13 protein-coding genes are annotated in these 14,532 nt (G+C 65.5%); 6 read left to right on the forward strand and 7 right to left on the reverse strand.

Features of this window, described 5'->3' with window-relative positions:
• Window positions 1-53 precede the first annotated feature (53 nt).
• Together ACX9NE_RS07475 and ACX9NE_RS07480 are read right to left on the reverse strand one after the other, a co-directional pair.
• Window positions 54-1,211 carry a Zn-dependent alcohol dehydrogenase gene (locus ACX9NE_RS07475; protein WP_459361047.1) on the reverse strand — a complete coding sequence of 386 codons (1,158 nt, stop codon included), beginning with the start codon at window positions 1,209-1,211 and terminating at the stop codon, window positions 54-56.
• Window positions 1,208-2,443 (reverse strand): cytochrome P450, encoded by a 1,236-nt coding sequence (locus tag ACX9NE_RS07480; RefSeq protein WP_459361048.1) that lies wholly within the window; start codon window positions 2,441-2,443, stop codon window positions 1,208-1,210. Before ACX9NE_RS07480 ends, ACX9NE_RS07475 begins: the two co-directional genes overlap by 4 nt.
• A 131-nt stretch (window positions 2,444-2,574) precedes the next feature.
• Here ACX9NE_RS07480 and ACX9NE_RS07485 point away from each other — a divergent pair, with 131 nt between their 5' ends.
• The 4 genes from ACX9NE_RS07485 to ACX9NE_RS07500 are packed head-to-tail and all read left to right on the forward strand — an operon-like array spanning window position 2,575 to window position 6,158.
• The gene (locus tag ACX9NE_RS07485; RefSeq protein ID WP_459361049.1) at window positions 2,575-2,934 is read left to right on the forward strand and encodes a Rieske (2Fe-2S) protein; all 360 of its coding nucleotides are present in this window, start codon (window positions 2,575-2,577) and stop codon (window positions 2,932-2,934) included.
• Window positions 2,931-3,992, forward strand: coding sequence for an amidohydrolase family protein (locus tag ACX9NE_RS07490; protein ID WP_459361050.1), 1,062 nt, complete (start codon window positions 2,931-2,933; stop codon window positions 3,990-3,992). The genes ACX9NE_RS07485 and ACX9NE_RS07490 overlap by 4 nt, the downstream gene beginning before the upstream one ends.
• Window positions 3,989-5,155, forward strand: a complete 1,167-nt coding sequence (locus tag ACX9NE_RS07495; protein WP_459361051.1) for an amidohydrolase family protein — start codon at window positions 3,989-3,991, stop codon at window positions 5,153-5,155. The genes ACX9NE_RS07490 and ACX9NE_RS07495 overlap by 4 nt, the downstream gene beginning before the upstream one ends.
• 43 nt (window positions 5,156-5,198) lie before the next feature.
• Window positions 5,199-6,158 carry an alpha/beta hydrolase gene (locus tag ACX9NE_RS07500; protein ID WP_459361052.1) on the forward strand — a complete coding sequence of 320 codons (960 nt, stop codon included), beginning with the start codon at window positions 5,199-5,201 and terminating at the stop codon, window positions 6,156-6,158.
• A 31-nt stretch (window positions 6,159-6,189) separates the two neighbouring features.
• Here ACX9NE_RS07500 and ACX9NE_RS07505 read toward each other — a convergent pair whose 3' ends face one another.
• Together ACX9NE_RS07505 and ACX9NE_RS07510 are read right to left on the reverse strand one after the other, a co-directional pair.
• Window positions 6,190-6,792, reverse strand: a complete 603-nt coding sequence (locus ACX9NE_RS07505; protein WP_459361117.1) for a hypothetical protein — start codon at window positions 6,790-6,792, stop codon at window positions 6,190-6,192.
• A gap of 137 nt (window positions 6,793-6,929) precedes the next feature.
• The gene (locus ACX9NE_RS07510; protein WP_459361053.1) at window positions 6,930-7,787 is read right to left on the reverse strand and encodes a hypothetical protein; all 858 of its coding nucleotides are present in this window, start codon (window positions 7,785-7,787) and stop codon (window positions 6,930-6,932) included.
• 184 nt (window positions 7,788-7,971) lie between these two features.
• Between ACX9NE_RS07510 and ACX9NE_RS07515 the strand changes: the two genes are divergently transcribed.
• Complete coding sequence (locus tag ACX9NE_RS07515; RefSeq protein WP_459361054.1) at window positions 7,972-9,093, forward strand: acyl-CoA dehydrogenase family protein; 1,122 nt, start codon at window positions 7,972-7,974, stop codon at window positions 9,091-9,093.
• Window positions 9,090-10,325 carry an acyl-CoA dehydrogenase family protein gene (locus ACX9NE_RS07520; RefSeq protein ID WP_459361055.1) on the forward strand — a complete coding sequence of 412 codons (1,236 nt, stop codon included), beginning with the start codon at window positions 9,090-9,092 and terminating at the stop codon, window positions 10,323-10,325. The genes ACX9NE_RS07515 and ACX9NE_RS07520 overlap by 4 nt, the downstream gene beginning before the upstream one ends.
• 6 nt (window positions 10,326-10,331) lie before the next feature.
• Here the strand turns inward: ACX9NE_RS07520 and ACX9NE_RS07525 are convergent, their stop codons facing one another.
• The 3 genes from ACX9NE_RS07525 to ACX9NE_RS07535 all read right to left on the reverse strand — a co-directional run bounded on the left by ACX9NE_RS07525 (window position 10,332) and on the right by ACX9NE_RS07535 (window position 14,481).
• A complete protein-coding gene (locus ACX9NE_RS07525) occupies window positions 10,332-12,296 on the reverse strand; it encodes a SpoIIE family protein phosphatase (protein ID WP_459361056.1) in 1,965 nt (654 codons plus the stop codon).
• 143 nt (window positions 12,297-12,439) lie between these two features.
• Window positions 12,440-12,865, reverse strand: coding sequence for an anti-sigma factor antagonist (locus ACX9NE_RS07530; protein WP_459361057.1), 426 nt, complete (start codon window positions 12,863-12,865; stop codon window positions 12,440-12,442).
• Window positions 12,866-13,263: 398 nt separating this feature from the next.
• Window positions 13,264-14,481, reverse strand: a complete 1,218-nt coding sequence (locus tag ACX9NE_RS07535) for an amidohydrolase family protein (RefSeq protein ID WP_459361058.1) — start codon at window positions 14,479-14,481, stop codon at window positions 13,264-13,266.
• Between the last annotated feature and the right edge of the window lie 51 nt (window positions 14,482-14,532).

A 14,532-nucleotide genomic window follows, 5' to 3' on the forward strand; every position in this document is an offset into this window, starting at 1 on the left:
ACGCCCCAGCGGCGTGTCGCGTCGCCCAATTCACAGTCGGTGCAGAGGCGGATCTACGAAAGCCCGTAATCGATGATGCCTCTGATGATTTCACCGTTGAGTAGGTCGGTGTAGGCCTGATTGATATCGTCCAGGCGGTAGCGCCTGGTGATCATCTCGTCGAGCTGGAGCTGACCGGTCTGGTAGAGCCTGGCCAGCCGCGAGATGTCGGCCTTGCCGTTGCACGAACCGAAGAGGGTGCCCGCCAGCGTCTTGTTCATCAGGATGAAGTCCTGCAAGTTGATGTTGACCGCGTGTGTCAGTTGCGACGTCATGCCGGTCAGCACGCAAGTGCCACCCTTGCGGGTCAACTGCACCGCGTCGCGTACGTCGTCGGCGGTGATCAGCGACGGCGAGACCACGACCGAGTCGGCCATCACGCCGTAGGTGAGACCGCGCACCAGGTCCAGCGCTTCGGCCACCGACGCGACGCTGTGGGTGGCGCCGAACTGCAATGCCGACTTCTGTTTGAACTCGACCGGGTCGACGGCAATGATCTGTGCGGCACCGTTGATGCGGGCGCCTTGAATGGCGCCGGTGCCGATGCCGCCGGCACCGATGACGACGACGGTGTCCCCGCCGCGAACCCCGGCCCGGTTGGCGGCCGAACCGTAGCCGGTCGGAATTGCGCAGGACAGCAGGGCGCTGGGCACCAGCGGCAGGTCGCGCTCGATTTTGATCAGCGAATTCACCGACACCACAGTGTGTTTGGCGAACGCGCCGACCTTCGCCAGGTGACCGAGCGGCTTGCCGTCGGCGGTGTGATGACGGAAGGTGCCGTCGGTCGGCATGCCCGGGATCATGGTGCCCATGCCGGTGTCGCAGAGGTACTCCATGCCGGTGGCACACCAGCGGCACTGGCCACAGACGGCGACGAACGACATCACCACATGGTCGCCCACCGCGAAATCGGTCACACCGGGGCCGAGTTCGCGCACGATGCCCGAGCCCTCGTGGCCGCCGATCATCGGGAACATGCTCGGCAATCCCATGGCCTTCATCACCTCATTGGGCGCCGACATGTCGCCCTTGAGGATGTGGTCGTCGGAGTGGCACAGTCCCGCGGCGGCCATTTCGACGAGGGCCTCGCCTGCCCGCGGCGGGTCCAGTTCGAAGTCTTCGACCGACCACGGCCCGCCGATGCCGTGCAGGATCGCCGCGCGGCTTCTCATGCTCGGCTGTTCAAGGGGCTGAACGTGACGGGAAGTTTGTTGGGGGAGCGGAAGACCAGGCCGACGATCTTGGACTCCGCACCGGTGCCGTCGTCGTCGACCAGAGTCAAATCCTTCACGCGGTCGAACAAACTGTTGAGCATGACCCGTGTCTCCAGTCGGGCCAGGTGCATGCCGAGGCACATGTGGATGCCGCCGGCGAAGGCGATGTGAGCCTGGCGGGGCCGAAGGATGTTGAAAGTGTTCGGATCGGTCCAGCGAGCCCCGTCGCGGTTGGCCGACCCCATGCACATGTCGATTTGCGCATCGGCCGGGATTGTCTTGCCGCCCAACTCGATTTCCCTGGTAGTGGTGCGCATGACCATGGTGAGCGGGGTTTCGTACCGCAGCCCCTCTTCCATGGCCAGCGGTATCAACGAACGGTCCCGGTAGACCATCTCCAGCTGCTCGGGATGTGTGAGCAGCGAGTGCAGCAGGTTTCCCGACGAGCGGTAGGTGGTTTCCAGTCCGGCCGGCAACAGCAGGCGCAGGAACGCGATGATGGCTTCGTCGGTCAGTTTCTCACCGTCGATCTCGGCGGCCACCAGGTCGCCGATGATGTCGTTGGTGACCTTGCGGCGCCGCTGTTCCACCTGATTGAGGAAATAACCGTGCAGTTCTGCCGCGGCCGTCAGTCCCGCCACGATGTCGGTCGAGATGGAGATGAGGTCCAGTGACAGCCGGCGGAACATGTCGAGATCCTCTGGCGGCAACCCGAGCAGCGACGAGATGATCCGGGTGGGAAATTCGAAGGTCACCGCCTTGACCAGATCGGCCTCACCCTGTTCTTTGATCTCGTCAACAAGTTGATCGCACACCGGACCGATTACCGACGGCTCCCACCGCTCGAGTGCGGTGGCGCGGAACGCCTTGGCCACCAGGTTGCGGTGGTCGTGGTGCTCTCGGCCGCCCATGGCAAGGATGGTGTGACCCATCACCAATCCGATCGTGTTGTCGTACTTCTCCGAGGTGAATGTGCCGTCGTCGCGGAAGGCCTGGAAGAGGTCGTCGTAACCGAACAGGGTCCACTCGTCGCTCGGCCTGAGCTCGTCGGGTATCTGGTCGGGGTCCGAGAGCCCGCCGTGCCAGACCGGGTCGGTGCGCCGCATGTACTCGAAGAACGGGTACGGACTGGTTTCGCCGGTGAGATCGAGGGCGACGGGCGCGTCGTCCTGATCGGTGCTGAGCGTCATCAGCGCTCCTCCCTGAGCAACCGAGTTTGCCCGTGCACGCGGGCCCGAAAGTGGAATGTCGCTATCATAATATAAATAGCAACCTAGACAACGGTGGGCCCGCAGACCCGCGGCGAGAGGTGGTGATCTGGGTGCCTGAGCGCCGGTTCGTGTGCTCCCTCGACGAACTACCGCCCGGCGCGATGAAGCTGGTGGATGCCGGGAAATTCGGGATTGGCGTCTACAACGTGCGCGGGGAGCTGTATGCGATCGTGAACTACTGCTCGCACGAGGGCGCGCCGCTGTGCCTCGGCCCGGTGGGCGGCACCAACGAACCCGCACCTGAGCAGCCCGACGGCGTGCGCCGGGTACGGGACGGCCAGATTCTCCGATGTCCTTGGCATAACTGGGAATTCGACATCACCACGGGACGCAATGTGGCCGATCCAACCCGGCGGGTCCGTACCTACCAGGTCGACGTCACCGACGGGGAGGTGTTCGTCACCGCATGATTATCGATACGAATGTGCAACCGCACTTCCGCTACAACGCCGAGATCCGGCGGTATCTCCCCGCTGCCCACAAGCTGCGATCGATCCCCGACGTCGAACAGCAGTGGTACCAGGCGCCCGGCGGGGACTACCGCGCCGACCTCTACGGCGAGGGATACCCGGGATCGGATCCAGAAATCGTCAGTCGGCATCTGTTCGACGAGGGCCCACCGGATATGCGGGCGAGCTACGCCATCCTGAACCCGCTGACCCGGGGAAACATCGCCGACTACCTGCTGAACAGCCGGATCTGTGCCGCGGTCAACGACTGGCTGCTGGACCGGTGGCTCGAAACCGACAGCACCGACCGGTTTCGAGGCACCATCCGAGTCAACCCCGAAGACCCCAGGGGTGCGGTCGCCGAGATCGAACGTCTGGCCGGCCACCCCAAGCTGGTGCAGGTCGGCGTGCCGATGCAGTCGCGAGAGCCGTTCGGCAAGCCGATGTTCGAACCCATCTGGGAGGCTGCGGCCGCGCTCGGACTGCCGGTGGCGGTGCACATCAACGGCGGCAACGGAGTCGACCATCCGCCGACCTTCGCCGGGCACGCGCACACCTATCCGGGCTATGCGTCGTTCATGCCGCTGAACTACTTTGTGCACCTGGCCACGTTGATCGTCGAGGGGGTGTTCGGCCGGCACCCGGGTCTGAAGTTCGTGTTCGCCGACGGCGGCTACGACATCCTCACCCCGCTGATGTGGCGGCTGGACACCTTTTGGCTGTCCATGCGCGACCAGACGCCGTGGGTGGACCGCTATCCCAGCGACTACCTGCCCGGCCACGTGCGGTTCTGCTCGTCGGCGTTGGACGGATCCGTCGACACCTCCCATGCGGTGAGGTGGATGGACTTCTCTGCGAAAGCGGACCTGGTGATGTACGGGTCGAGTTACCCGCACTGGTCGACGACCCCGGCCAAGGCTGCAGCCGACGGTCTGAATGCTGAGCAACGCGCGAAACTCTTGTGGCGCAACGCCAGTGAGTTGTACGGGTTGACGGTGAGGGAAGGAAGCGCGCCATGACTGTGGTGGAACGGCTCGAGTCGGGGCCCGCGCAGGAGATAGCGGTGACGGTCGTCGATACCGACGTGCACCCGGTGCCCGTGTGCGCCGACGTGCTCAAGTCCTACGCGCCCGCGGACTGGGTGACCAAGATCTGGCCGACCGGCAACGCGGTGACGCCAGTACCGCATTTCTACGACACCCCGGACTCCTACAAGACGATGTCGATGCGGATGGATGCGGCCCGGCCGGGCGGCGGATTCGCCGGCAGCGACCCCGACTACGCCGCCCAACAACTTCTGGTCGACGCCGGAGTCAGCATCGCCTCGTTGGAACCGATGTGCGACGCGCAATTGCCACAGGCCGAGCACGTGCTGAAATCGACCTACAACGACTGGCTAGCCGACGTCTGGCTGGACAAGCACAACGGGCACGGCCGCTGGCGTGGATCGATCAGTGTCAGCGCGCAGACGCCCGCGCAGGCAGCGCGCGAGGTCGAGCGGTGGGCGGGCCACCCGTATATGCATCAGGTGTTGATGACGCCGCAGACCCGCGGAATCCCGTTCGGCAGTCCGCATTTCGACCCGCTGTACGCGGCGGCAGCGCGCAACGGCCTGCCGGTGGCCACCCACCTGATGGGGCAGACGCCGTTCGAGTTGATCCCGCTGTACCCGGTCGGCAACCCCGCACACTGGCACGATTTTTTCGCGTCATGGCCGTTGCTCTACGTCTCGCATCTGATCAGCCTGGTGTTCGACGGTGCGTTCGACCGTCATCCCGATCTGCGGGTGGTGTTCATTGAGGGCGGCTTCACCTGGGCGATGCCGGTGATGACGCGCATGGACCGGGTCTGGGAGGCTCGCCGTGGCGACCTGCCGCACGTGCGCCGGCGTCCCTCGGACTATGTGCGCGAGCACGTCCGGTTCACCACCCAGCCCCTCGAGGACGTCGACCCGGTGCAGTTTCGCGAGTACCTGGACATGATGGATCTGGGCGACAACCTGATGTTCTCCACCGACTACCCGCACTGGAGCTACGACTCCCCGGTGTATGCGATCAATCGCTTTCCCCGCGATCAGCGGGAACGGATCATGCGCGGGAACGCGACTGCGCTGTACGGCCTGCCCGCCACCGTCAAGGCCCTGCCCGGCGAGCGCGTCAACGACGGTACGGTTCTCGATTAACCGTACAGTCCGTTTCCAGGTCGAGCCGGAAGATACAGAGGGCATGACACAAACGAATCTCAAGCGGCCACAGGGCCTCGGCCGTATCGATCCCGAGCTCAGGGATGCAGCCACTGCACTGGGCTTCGTCGAGTTCAGCGCCGAATCTCTGCCGGCTGAGCGCGAGAGTGCCGACCGGGCCGCCGCGGAGCGGGCCGCGGCGGCCCACACCGCCGGGGTCACCATCGAGTCGCGAGCGATTCCCGGTCCCGACGGCCGTGAGCTGGAGTTAAGGCTGTACCGCGGCGCCACGCCCACAGGCGTGCCGCTGCTGATCTACGCCCACGGCGGCGCATTCGTCACCGGCAACCTGGACACCGATCATGCGCACTGCGTGGAGCTGGCTCGCGACACAGACTGCCTCGTGGTGTCGGTCGGATACCGACTCGCTCCCGAAAACCCTTGCCCCGCAGCGCTCGACGACGTCGAGGCGGCGCTGTGGTACGCGGTCGGGCACGCCGGCGAACTCGACGCCGATGGCGGTCGCCTGGCGGTCATGGGCCGCGATGCCGGCGCCGCACTGGTCGCCGGAGTGGCCCAACGCGTGTTCGACGCGGAAGGGCCGAGAATCGCCGTACAGATTCTGCATCAGCCCATGCTCGACTCCGACGCGACACCGTCGCGGCGGGAGTTCCAGCGCACGCCGGGGCTCAACGGTCCCGCGGTCAGCCGAGCCTGGGGCCACTACCTCGGGCATTCCACAGCCACCGGTCAACTGGTGCCCGCGCACCGAGCGAACCTGGAAGGTCTGCCGCCGGCGTTCGTCAGCTGCTCGGACGTCGACCCGTGCCGCGATGAAGCCATCGACTACGCCAACCGGTTGCTGCATGCCTACGTGCCCGCCAGCCTGCACGTGGTCGCTGCCACCTTCCATGGCTTCGATTCGGTGGTGCCCGATTGGATTGTCTCTCAGGAGAACCGGGCACTGCACGCCCAGACGCTGCGGCGGGCGTTCGCTGTCTGATCCGGTGCCCGGCGATACCGGTGCAGTGCGGCTACACCGGTGTGAACTTGGTGATCAGCCACTTTCCGTCGACCAGCGCCAGATTCACCAGAGCGCTGCTGGCCGCGGTAGAGGGTTCGGGGTTGTCCTTGCTGGTGGTGCTCTGGTCGACGAAGACCAGCACCACCGCCGAGTCGGGGTGCAACTCCTGTACCGCCGCGCGCATGACATGAGCGGACGTTTTCAGCGACTTCTGCTTGGCCGCCGGAGCGACGATCTGCTGGGTGAACTGGTCGTAGTACGAGAGGAAATCCCCGGACAGGTGCGATCTGGCGCTGGCGAAGTCCTTGTCGAGGCTGTCCGGAGAGTAGGACAGCAACGCGACCGTTCCGTCGGAGGCGGCGTTGAGCGCCGCGCGGGCCACGCTGGGGCTGGTCCGCTGATCCGGTTGGTGGTAGTGGACGTAGAGCCACGCGGTCACACCGCCGGAGATCAACACCAGGATGAAGAGGATCACCGGAATGGGCCGGACGGTGATCTTTCGGCTCCAGATGTCGCGCCACCCACTACGCGTGGGCTGCTCCGGCTCGGCGGCGGCGTGCACCTCGGTGGCGTCTTCGCGGTCCCCGTCCTCGTCTTCTTCAGGGACGTCCACGTCGGCATCGTCCACGACATCACCGTCTGCGTAGTCGGCGATTTCGGGGTCGGGCTCCTCGCCGACGGTGTCAATCACCGAGGTTTCGGTGTCGTCGTCCGGGTGCTTGGCCGTGGCCTGGCCGCTCTCGTCCTCGCTCACGGCACGAACTCAACTTTCGACATCCTGTACTGTCCGTCCTCTTCGGTCACGGTCACCCGCAGCCGCCACGCGCGTGGCTCGTCCTTGGCGCCTGCGGAATTGGTGACGCGCGAGGTCGCCGAGACCAATACCTGCGCGGAATGCCCGTCCATGGATTCGACGGCGGCCGCGTTCACGGTTCCCTCGGTGACCACCTTTGACTGTTCGACCACCTTGGTGAAGTCGGCGGCCCGCTGCTGAAAGTCGTCCCGGAATTCACCGGTGGAGCTGTCGATGACCCGTTGCACGTCCTCCTTGGCCCTCTTGAAGTCCAGCGAGGTCATGTTGACCACGCCCTTCTTGGCACCGGCGATGAACGCCGCTGCCCGCTGCTCCCGATCGGTTGCCTGGTGGTGCTGCCACACGAAGTAGCCGCTGAGCCCGCTGAAGCCGAGTATCAGCAGTACCGCGACGATCTTGGCGACCGTCGACAGCCTCGGGAACCGCACCGCGCCGCGCAGCCGGTCCCGCCGGGACGGATTGGCCGCTACTTCGGGTTCGGCCTCGCTGTAGTTCTCCGACTCGTCGTACTCCGCGGCCTCTGCATAGTCTTCCGCGTCGACGTATTCACCCGACTCGTCGTAGTCCTCGTATTCCTCCGACTCGTCGTACTCGTATTCCTCGTCGTCGTCGTCGTCGTCGTCGTCGTCATCGTCTGCGGCGGCGAGCGCCTCGCGGCGTAGCCGCGCGGCGCGGGCCTTGGCGCGTGCGGCCGCCGCCAGCGCCTCGGCCTCGGCGGCCTCTGCCTCAGCTTCCGCTGCCAACGCCAGCACGTCGGCCTTCGATGGCACCGCCTCGTCGTCTGTCTCAGCCATTACGGCCACCGCTCGTCATTATCGACTGAACTCCGGTATCTCTTACGGTATCGCCCATTGGTAACATCGGAGTCGCCAGCGAACTCCGACGAGGACCGATCAGGCGGATGATCATTCACCCAACCCTTTCCCCCACGTTCCTTCGCGACCGCGAAGGAATGCCGAGGACCGTCCGGCCGGCATCATGACCGCTGTCGACTCTCCCGAAAAGATACTCTTCACCTCCACCAGCCAAGCGTTTCTGTCCAAAGAAGCGTCGCTGCGTCATGTTCGGGAACTGCACGCCGCGGGCATGTCATGGGACCCCGAGTGGTGGGGGCGGGCCGCCGAACTGGGTTGGACCGGCCTGCTGGTTCCGGAGGAACTGGGCGGCGGCAGCGTATCGGGTGACGGGGTAGCGGATCTGGCCGGGGTCGCCGAGCTGCTCGGCAAGACGGTGGCACCCGGTCCGCTGTACCCGGTCAGCACGGTGCTGGCCGGATTGGTGGACTGCGCCGCGCAGGATGCGCACGCGGATCTGATCGAGTCACTGGTCTCGGGCGAGACCGTGGCGTCCTGGGCCGTGTCGGAGCCGCGCCGCCCCTGGGCGCCGCTGCAGCCGGCGGTCACCGCAACCGCGTCCGGCTCCGGCTTCCGTATCGACGGCACCAAGGACAGGGTGGAGGCGGCCGGTGCGAGCGCGGTGCTGCTGGTGACGGCGCGCTCCAACGACGGAGTGCGCCAGTTCCTGGTCCCGACCGACGCACCGGGCGTCCGGATCACGCCGCAGCAGTCGATCGACCTGGTCAAGCAGTACGCGCAGGTGGAATTCGACGGTGCCATGGCCACGGCGGCGGTCGGCGATGCCGGCGAGACGGCTGCCCTGATCGACCGCCAGAGCCAGATCGCACAGGTGCTGCAGTGTGCCGAGTCTGTCGGGATACTGCAGACCGTTTTCGACTTCACCGTGCAGTGGGCACTTGATCGGCACAGCTTCGGGCGGCCGCTTGCGTCGTATCAGGCGCTCAAGCACGTCTTTGCCGACATGAAGCTGTGGCTGGAGGCTTGCCGCGCGACGACGGCCGCTGCGATCGCCGACGTTTCCGCACGCGCGCCTGATGCGGGCCTGTCGACCAGCATCGCGAAGTCCTACGTCGGCGAGGTGGGCGGCGAGATCGTGCAGCGGTGCGTGCAGATGCACGGTGGCATCGGCGTCACGTGGGAGCACGACCTGCATCTTTACTTGAGACGAATCACGTTGTATCGCTCCATGTTCGGCACACCCGAGGAGCACAACCTGCGGGTATACGAGGCGGCCGCCAAATGAGTTCCACAGAAACCGTCGCCGAATTCGCCGCCCGCGCCAGGTTCTGGTTGGCCGAGAACATGCCGCGCATCGATCCGGAGTCGCCGCCGGCGGTGCCGCGTGACGCCGAACAATCCTGGCAACGTGCTCGCGAACTCCAAAAGCTGCTCTACGCAGGCGGTTTCGCCGGTATCTGCTTTCCGCGCGAGTACGGCGGTCTCGGGTTGGACTACGAGTACCAGCGGGCGTTCGACGTCGAATCCCTGTCCTATGAGATGCCGTTGATCCTCAACGTCCCGACCTTCACCATCTGCTGTGCCACTCTGCTCGACACCGGTAGCGAGGAGCAGAAGAAACAACACATCGCCGCGGCGCTGCGCGGTGAGGAGGTCTTGGTGCAGCTGCTCTCCGAGCCCAGCGGTGGCTCGGATCTGGCCGGTGTGATCACCCGCGCCGAACGTCAGGGCGACCGATGGGTGATCAATGGCGCCAAGACCTGGAGCACGAGCGCGTTCGCCGCCGACTACGGGCTGTGCCTGGCCCGCACCAACTGGGATGTGCCCAAACATGACGGGCTCACCATGTTCCTGGTGCCCATCAACCACCCGGGAATCACGTTGCGCCGCATCACCCAGGTGAGCGGCGGCGCCGAGTTCTGCGAGGAGTTTCTGGACGGGGTCGACGTGGGCGACGACGCCGTGGTCGGTGCGGTGAACAAGGGTTGGGCGGTGGCCTCGCGCCAGCTCTACCACGAACGCCGCGCCGTCGGACAGGGTTCGGAGTTCGCCAGCGGCTCGGGCAGCGAGGGCGGACACACGACGCCGGTGGACTACGCCGATCTGCTGGCCAGGACCGGGCAGGCGCATAGTGAGCGGGCGCAAGAGATGGCCGGGCGGGCGCTGGTGCATCGTGCGGTCGCCGAGCAACTCATCAACCACGTCTATCGCAATGTCAGGGACGGTTCCCTGCCGCCCGCCGGCGGGACGCTGATCAGGTTGTTCCACGCCGAGACGGTGATGCTGGAGATGGATACCGCGTTGGCCATTGCCGGGCCGGCCGGCGTCGTCGGCGAAGTCGGCGAAGGGCTGCAGAGCGGGATGCGGTACCTGTCACGACAGTCGGTGGCGATCGGAGGGGGTACCACCGAGATGGCCCGCAATGTGATCGGTGAGCGGGTGCTGAACTTCCCGCGAGAATACGCCGCGGACCGTGGAGTGCCGTTCAACCAGGTGCGGCACGGCAGGGCGCGATAGCCACCCTCAGTCTTCGACGAGGATGTCCTCGACGTCCCCGCTGACGACGGGTATCTGAACCAACGACAGGACGTGATGCGCCGGGCTGCCGGGCGGTGCCACCAACACGCACTCGGCGCCATGCTTGCGGGCCCGCTCGCGCGCCGCGGCCAACGCGCTGACGCCTGCGGACCCGAGATGAGTGACGGCACTCAGGTCGATCGTCAACGATGCTATGCCCGAACGGCTCTCGACGGCGATTTGACGATCCAGGGTGGACGCGGTGTTGGAGTCCACCTCACCGCGCACCACGATACGGCCGCCTTCGGCGACCAGTGAGACGAATTCGCTGTCAATCTCCCGGGGCTGGCCGATGCGGCTGGGCACCGGGTCGCTGACAAAGTTCACCGGCCGGGTGAGCCGGTGGCTGAGGCTGGCGGTCGTGCCGTCAAGGCTGTGCGTGACGTGGGATTCGGTCACCAGTGCCTCGGCCATCGCCAGGCCGCGCCCGCGGCCTTTCTCACCCTCGCGATGATCCTTCCACTCGCCGTGGTCGATCACGGACGCTCGCAACCTGGCGTCACCGCCCAACGAAGCCTCAACGATCAGGCCGCCGGAAACTTCGGTGCGGTAACCGTGTTCGACCGCGTTCTCCACAAATTCGGAGACTGCATGCACCACGTCGGAGATATCGGAGGCATCCGCACCGATCTCGGTAAGCCACTCGCGCAACTTGGCCCGAATCCCGCGGGCCGCGTGGATCGTCGCATCCGACATGATGTATAACGGCGGTACCGGAGTCCGGCGCTGCACCGCGAGTAACGTCACGTCGTCGCTGTAACCCGTTGAGCGCAAAAGCAATTCGAGGGTATCCGAGCACAGGCGGTCGACCGGCCGGGCCGGTGAATCGAGCACGAAGCCGCCGGTGCCGGCGGCGATGCTGCCGGCCAGATCGGCGAACTCCGCGGTGCTGGCCACCAAGGGCCGACCCGGCCGCTCGATCAGGCCGTCACTGTACAGCAGGACCGCGTCGCCGACGTCCAGAGTCTCGGTGCGCACCGGGAATCCGGTGTCGCTGCCCAGCGGACCGGCGCCGGAAGGTTGCACATACCGGGCGTTCGCGTCGGCCGTGACGATCAGGGGGGGCGGGTGCCCGGCGGTACAGTACTGAAGTTCACCGGACGTCAGGTTTAGTGCCGCGACACAGATGGTGGCCGAGTTCGATCCGGGAACGTGCTCGTGGAAAGCGTCGACCGCTTCCAGCGCTTCGGCGATCGTTTTGCCGGTGGTGATCTGCATCCGCAGGGCGGTGCGCAGCTGGGACATCACCGCCGCCGCTTCGACGCCGTGGCCGACGACGTCACCGACGACGAGCACCAGCCTGTCGCCCATGGCCAGGGCGTCGAACCAGTCACCGCCCGCCGCCGTATCCTCGGCGGCGACGAGGTACTCAGCGGCAATGTCGGCACCGGGAACCACCGGGACCGATGCGGCCAGCAGCGCCTGCTGCATGACGATCGCGGAGTCGCGGACGTTGCGGTACCGCTGCGACAACTCCTCGACACGAGCCTCCGTGGCCAACCGCGCGTGGACCCGCCCGGTGACGTCGTCGAACACGACTTGCACACCTTCGATGGATCCGTCCGACCCACGTCGGGGCGTGACGAGAAAGTCGAAGTAGCGCTCCTCCAGTCCGGAGCCTTGCAGGTCGACCTGCAACCGCCACTCCGATCCCGACTGCGACTCGCCGGTCTGATAGACCCGGTCGAACATGTCGTAGATCTGCTGGCCTTCGAGCTCGGGATAGACCTCCTTGGCCGTCTTGCCCACGGCGTTCAGCGACGGATTGAAGGCACGGAAGGCTGCATTGACCGCGACGAAGCGGTGGTCGGGCCCCTCTAGTCCCACCACCACGGCGGGGATGTTCTCGAAGATGCGCCGCACGTCATCAGCCCGGCCCACCGCTTCATCCCAGTCCATTTCGGCCGCCATATTGGCCGTACCTCCCGCGGACCGATGGAGCAAAACGAAGTCGGTGCGCTGACGCCAGCGTCAAGCAACAACAACAACCAGACTATCAATGCGCGAGAGATGCACCATGCACCGAAATTTTGAGGGGCGGGCCGCCCCTTTGACTACGCGGCGGACAGCGCCGCTTCGGTCGTAGGGTGAACCGGCAGCAGGTGGCCCACCCCGCAAGCGTGCACGATGCGCGCGGTCGCGGGGTCGCTGCTGACCAGGCGCAGGGTAATACCGCGGCGCCGGCACCGCTCGGCCTCGTCGGCCAATACCGCAAAGGCGCAGGCGCCCATGAAATCGAGCCCGCTGACATCAACGATCAGCGGCCCGGGTCGGGTGGCAACTCCCGACGCCTCGGCGAGCAGGCCCTGCCAGGTGTGCTCGTTGGACGCGTCGACGTCGCCGCCGGCGCGGATGACCACCGCCGAGCCGCTACGAACCGTGCCGGCTCGCAGCGTGCTACCCGGTTCACCCAGCTCCAGCGACAACCGGTCGCTCAGCGGCACCGGGATTGAGAAAGAGTCGGACGGACCCAGGTTCATCGTGTACCCCCAAAGAGGGCCGCGCGGAAAGAATCCCCCCGATGGAATGTCCACTGCGCGCCCGAAAGACAGACTGATGCATTGTGTATAGCAGAAACTCTGGCCTGATTCGGCCGAATTGCAGATCCGGCAACTGAAACACGACAACGGCTCTGCGTCTCGATCCGGTTGGATCGGATTACCTGGGTATCTGCTGTGTCGCTCACCAGAACACATTCGTGCGCGAGGTGATTATTGAGCGATCCCGATGCCATTCCGCGTGACCTGGAACGGGTCTGGACCGCGATCCCGGTGTGGTTGAGCGGCACCGGTCATCAAGCACCCGCCAGCGTCCGCCTGGGCCTGTTCGAGACCAACGGCGCTGTATCGGTTATCGCCGACGACCAGCCCCAGGGTGATCAGGCGGAGACCGGCTTTTGCGCCGGCTTGGACGTTGGCGCCGCGACCTTCATCAACTTCATCAGGTTGCCACCCATGATCTTGGCGACGTCGGCTTCATCGAAGTCGGTCAGCTCGTCAACGAAAGAGATCGGGTCCTTCAGTCCTTCGGGGTGCGGCCAGTCGGAGCCGAAGAGCACGCGGTCGGTACCCACCATCTTGACGATCTCGGTGAATCGGTCCTCCCAGAACGGGGTGATGTATACGCAGCGTTTGAACGCTTCGACCGGATCTTCGCTGAATGATTGCGGCATCTTCTTGTAGACGCCCTTGAGGCCCTTGAACAGGTCCGGCACCCAGTCGGCGCCGTTTTCGATCGACAGGATCCGCAGCTCCGGGTTTCGGGACAGCGCGCCGTGACACACCAGCGCCCCCATTGCATCCAGGATCGGCCGATGGCCCATCGCGAAGCTGCGGAACGGGGTCGGCTTGAACGGCAGGAACTCGTCGCCGGGCTCCCATACGTTCGCGAATTCGGAGTATCCGCTGTCCGAGGCGTGCATCGACACCGGCAGCTCGGCTTTGATGCAGGCCTGCCAGAACGGGTCGAACTCGTCGAGTCCGAACGAGCGGCTGCCCTTGTAGCCGGGCACCGGTGCCGGCCTGACCAGCACGGTGCGGGCCCCGCGCTCCAGACACCATTCCAGTTCTTCCAGCGCACGCTCGACGATGGGCAGGGTGATCACCGGCGTGGCGAAGATGCGGTCCTGGTAGTTGAAAGACCACTGCTCGTACATCCACTGGTTGAGCGCGTGGATGACGTCGTGGGTCATCTCCGGGTCGTCTTTCATCCGCTCCTCGACCAGGCTCGCGAGCGTCGGGAACATCAGCGCGTAGTCGATGCCGAGCTCGTCCATGACCTCGAGGCGCGCACCCGGTTCGCGGAACGCGGGGATGGCCTTCATCGGCTCGCCGAGGATCTCGCGGTAGCTCTTGCCCTGCGCGCCATTGCGGAAGTAGTCCTCCTGTGCGCCGGGCCGGGCCACCACCTCGAACGTCGGGTTGGGGATGTACTCGCTGATGTGGCCGCGCACCACGATCTTGGTGCGTCCGCGCACCTGCACGTAGTCGATGACGCGCTTGCGGTTTTCGGGCAGGAACTTGGTCAGCGCTTCCTGCGGCTCATACATGTGATTGTCGGCGTCGAAAACCGGGAAGGGAAGTTCGCGAGACGGCATGGCGATCTCCTGTAGAAGTCTTGATCTCTCTTGTTGGTAATGACGTTACCA

This window comes from Mycobacterium sp. ML4, assembly GCF_054515735.1.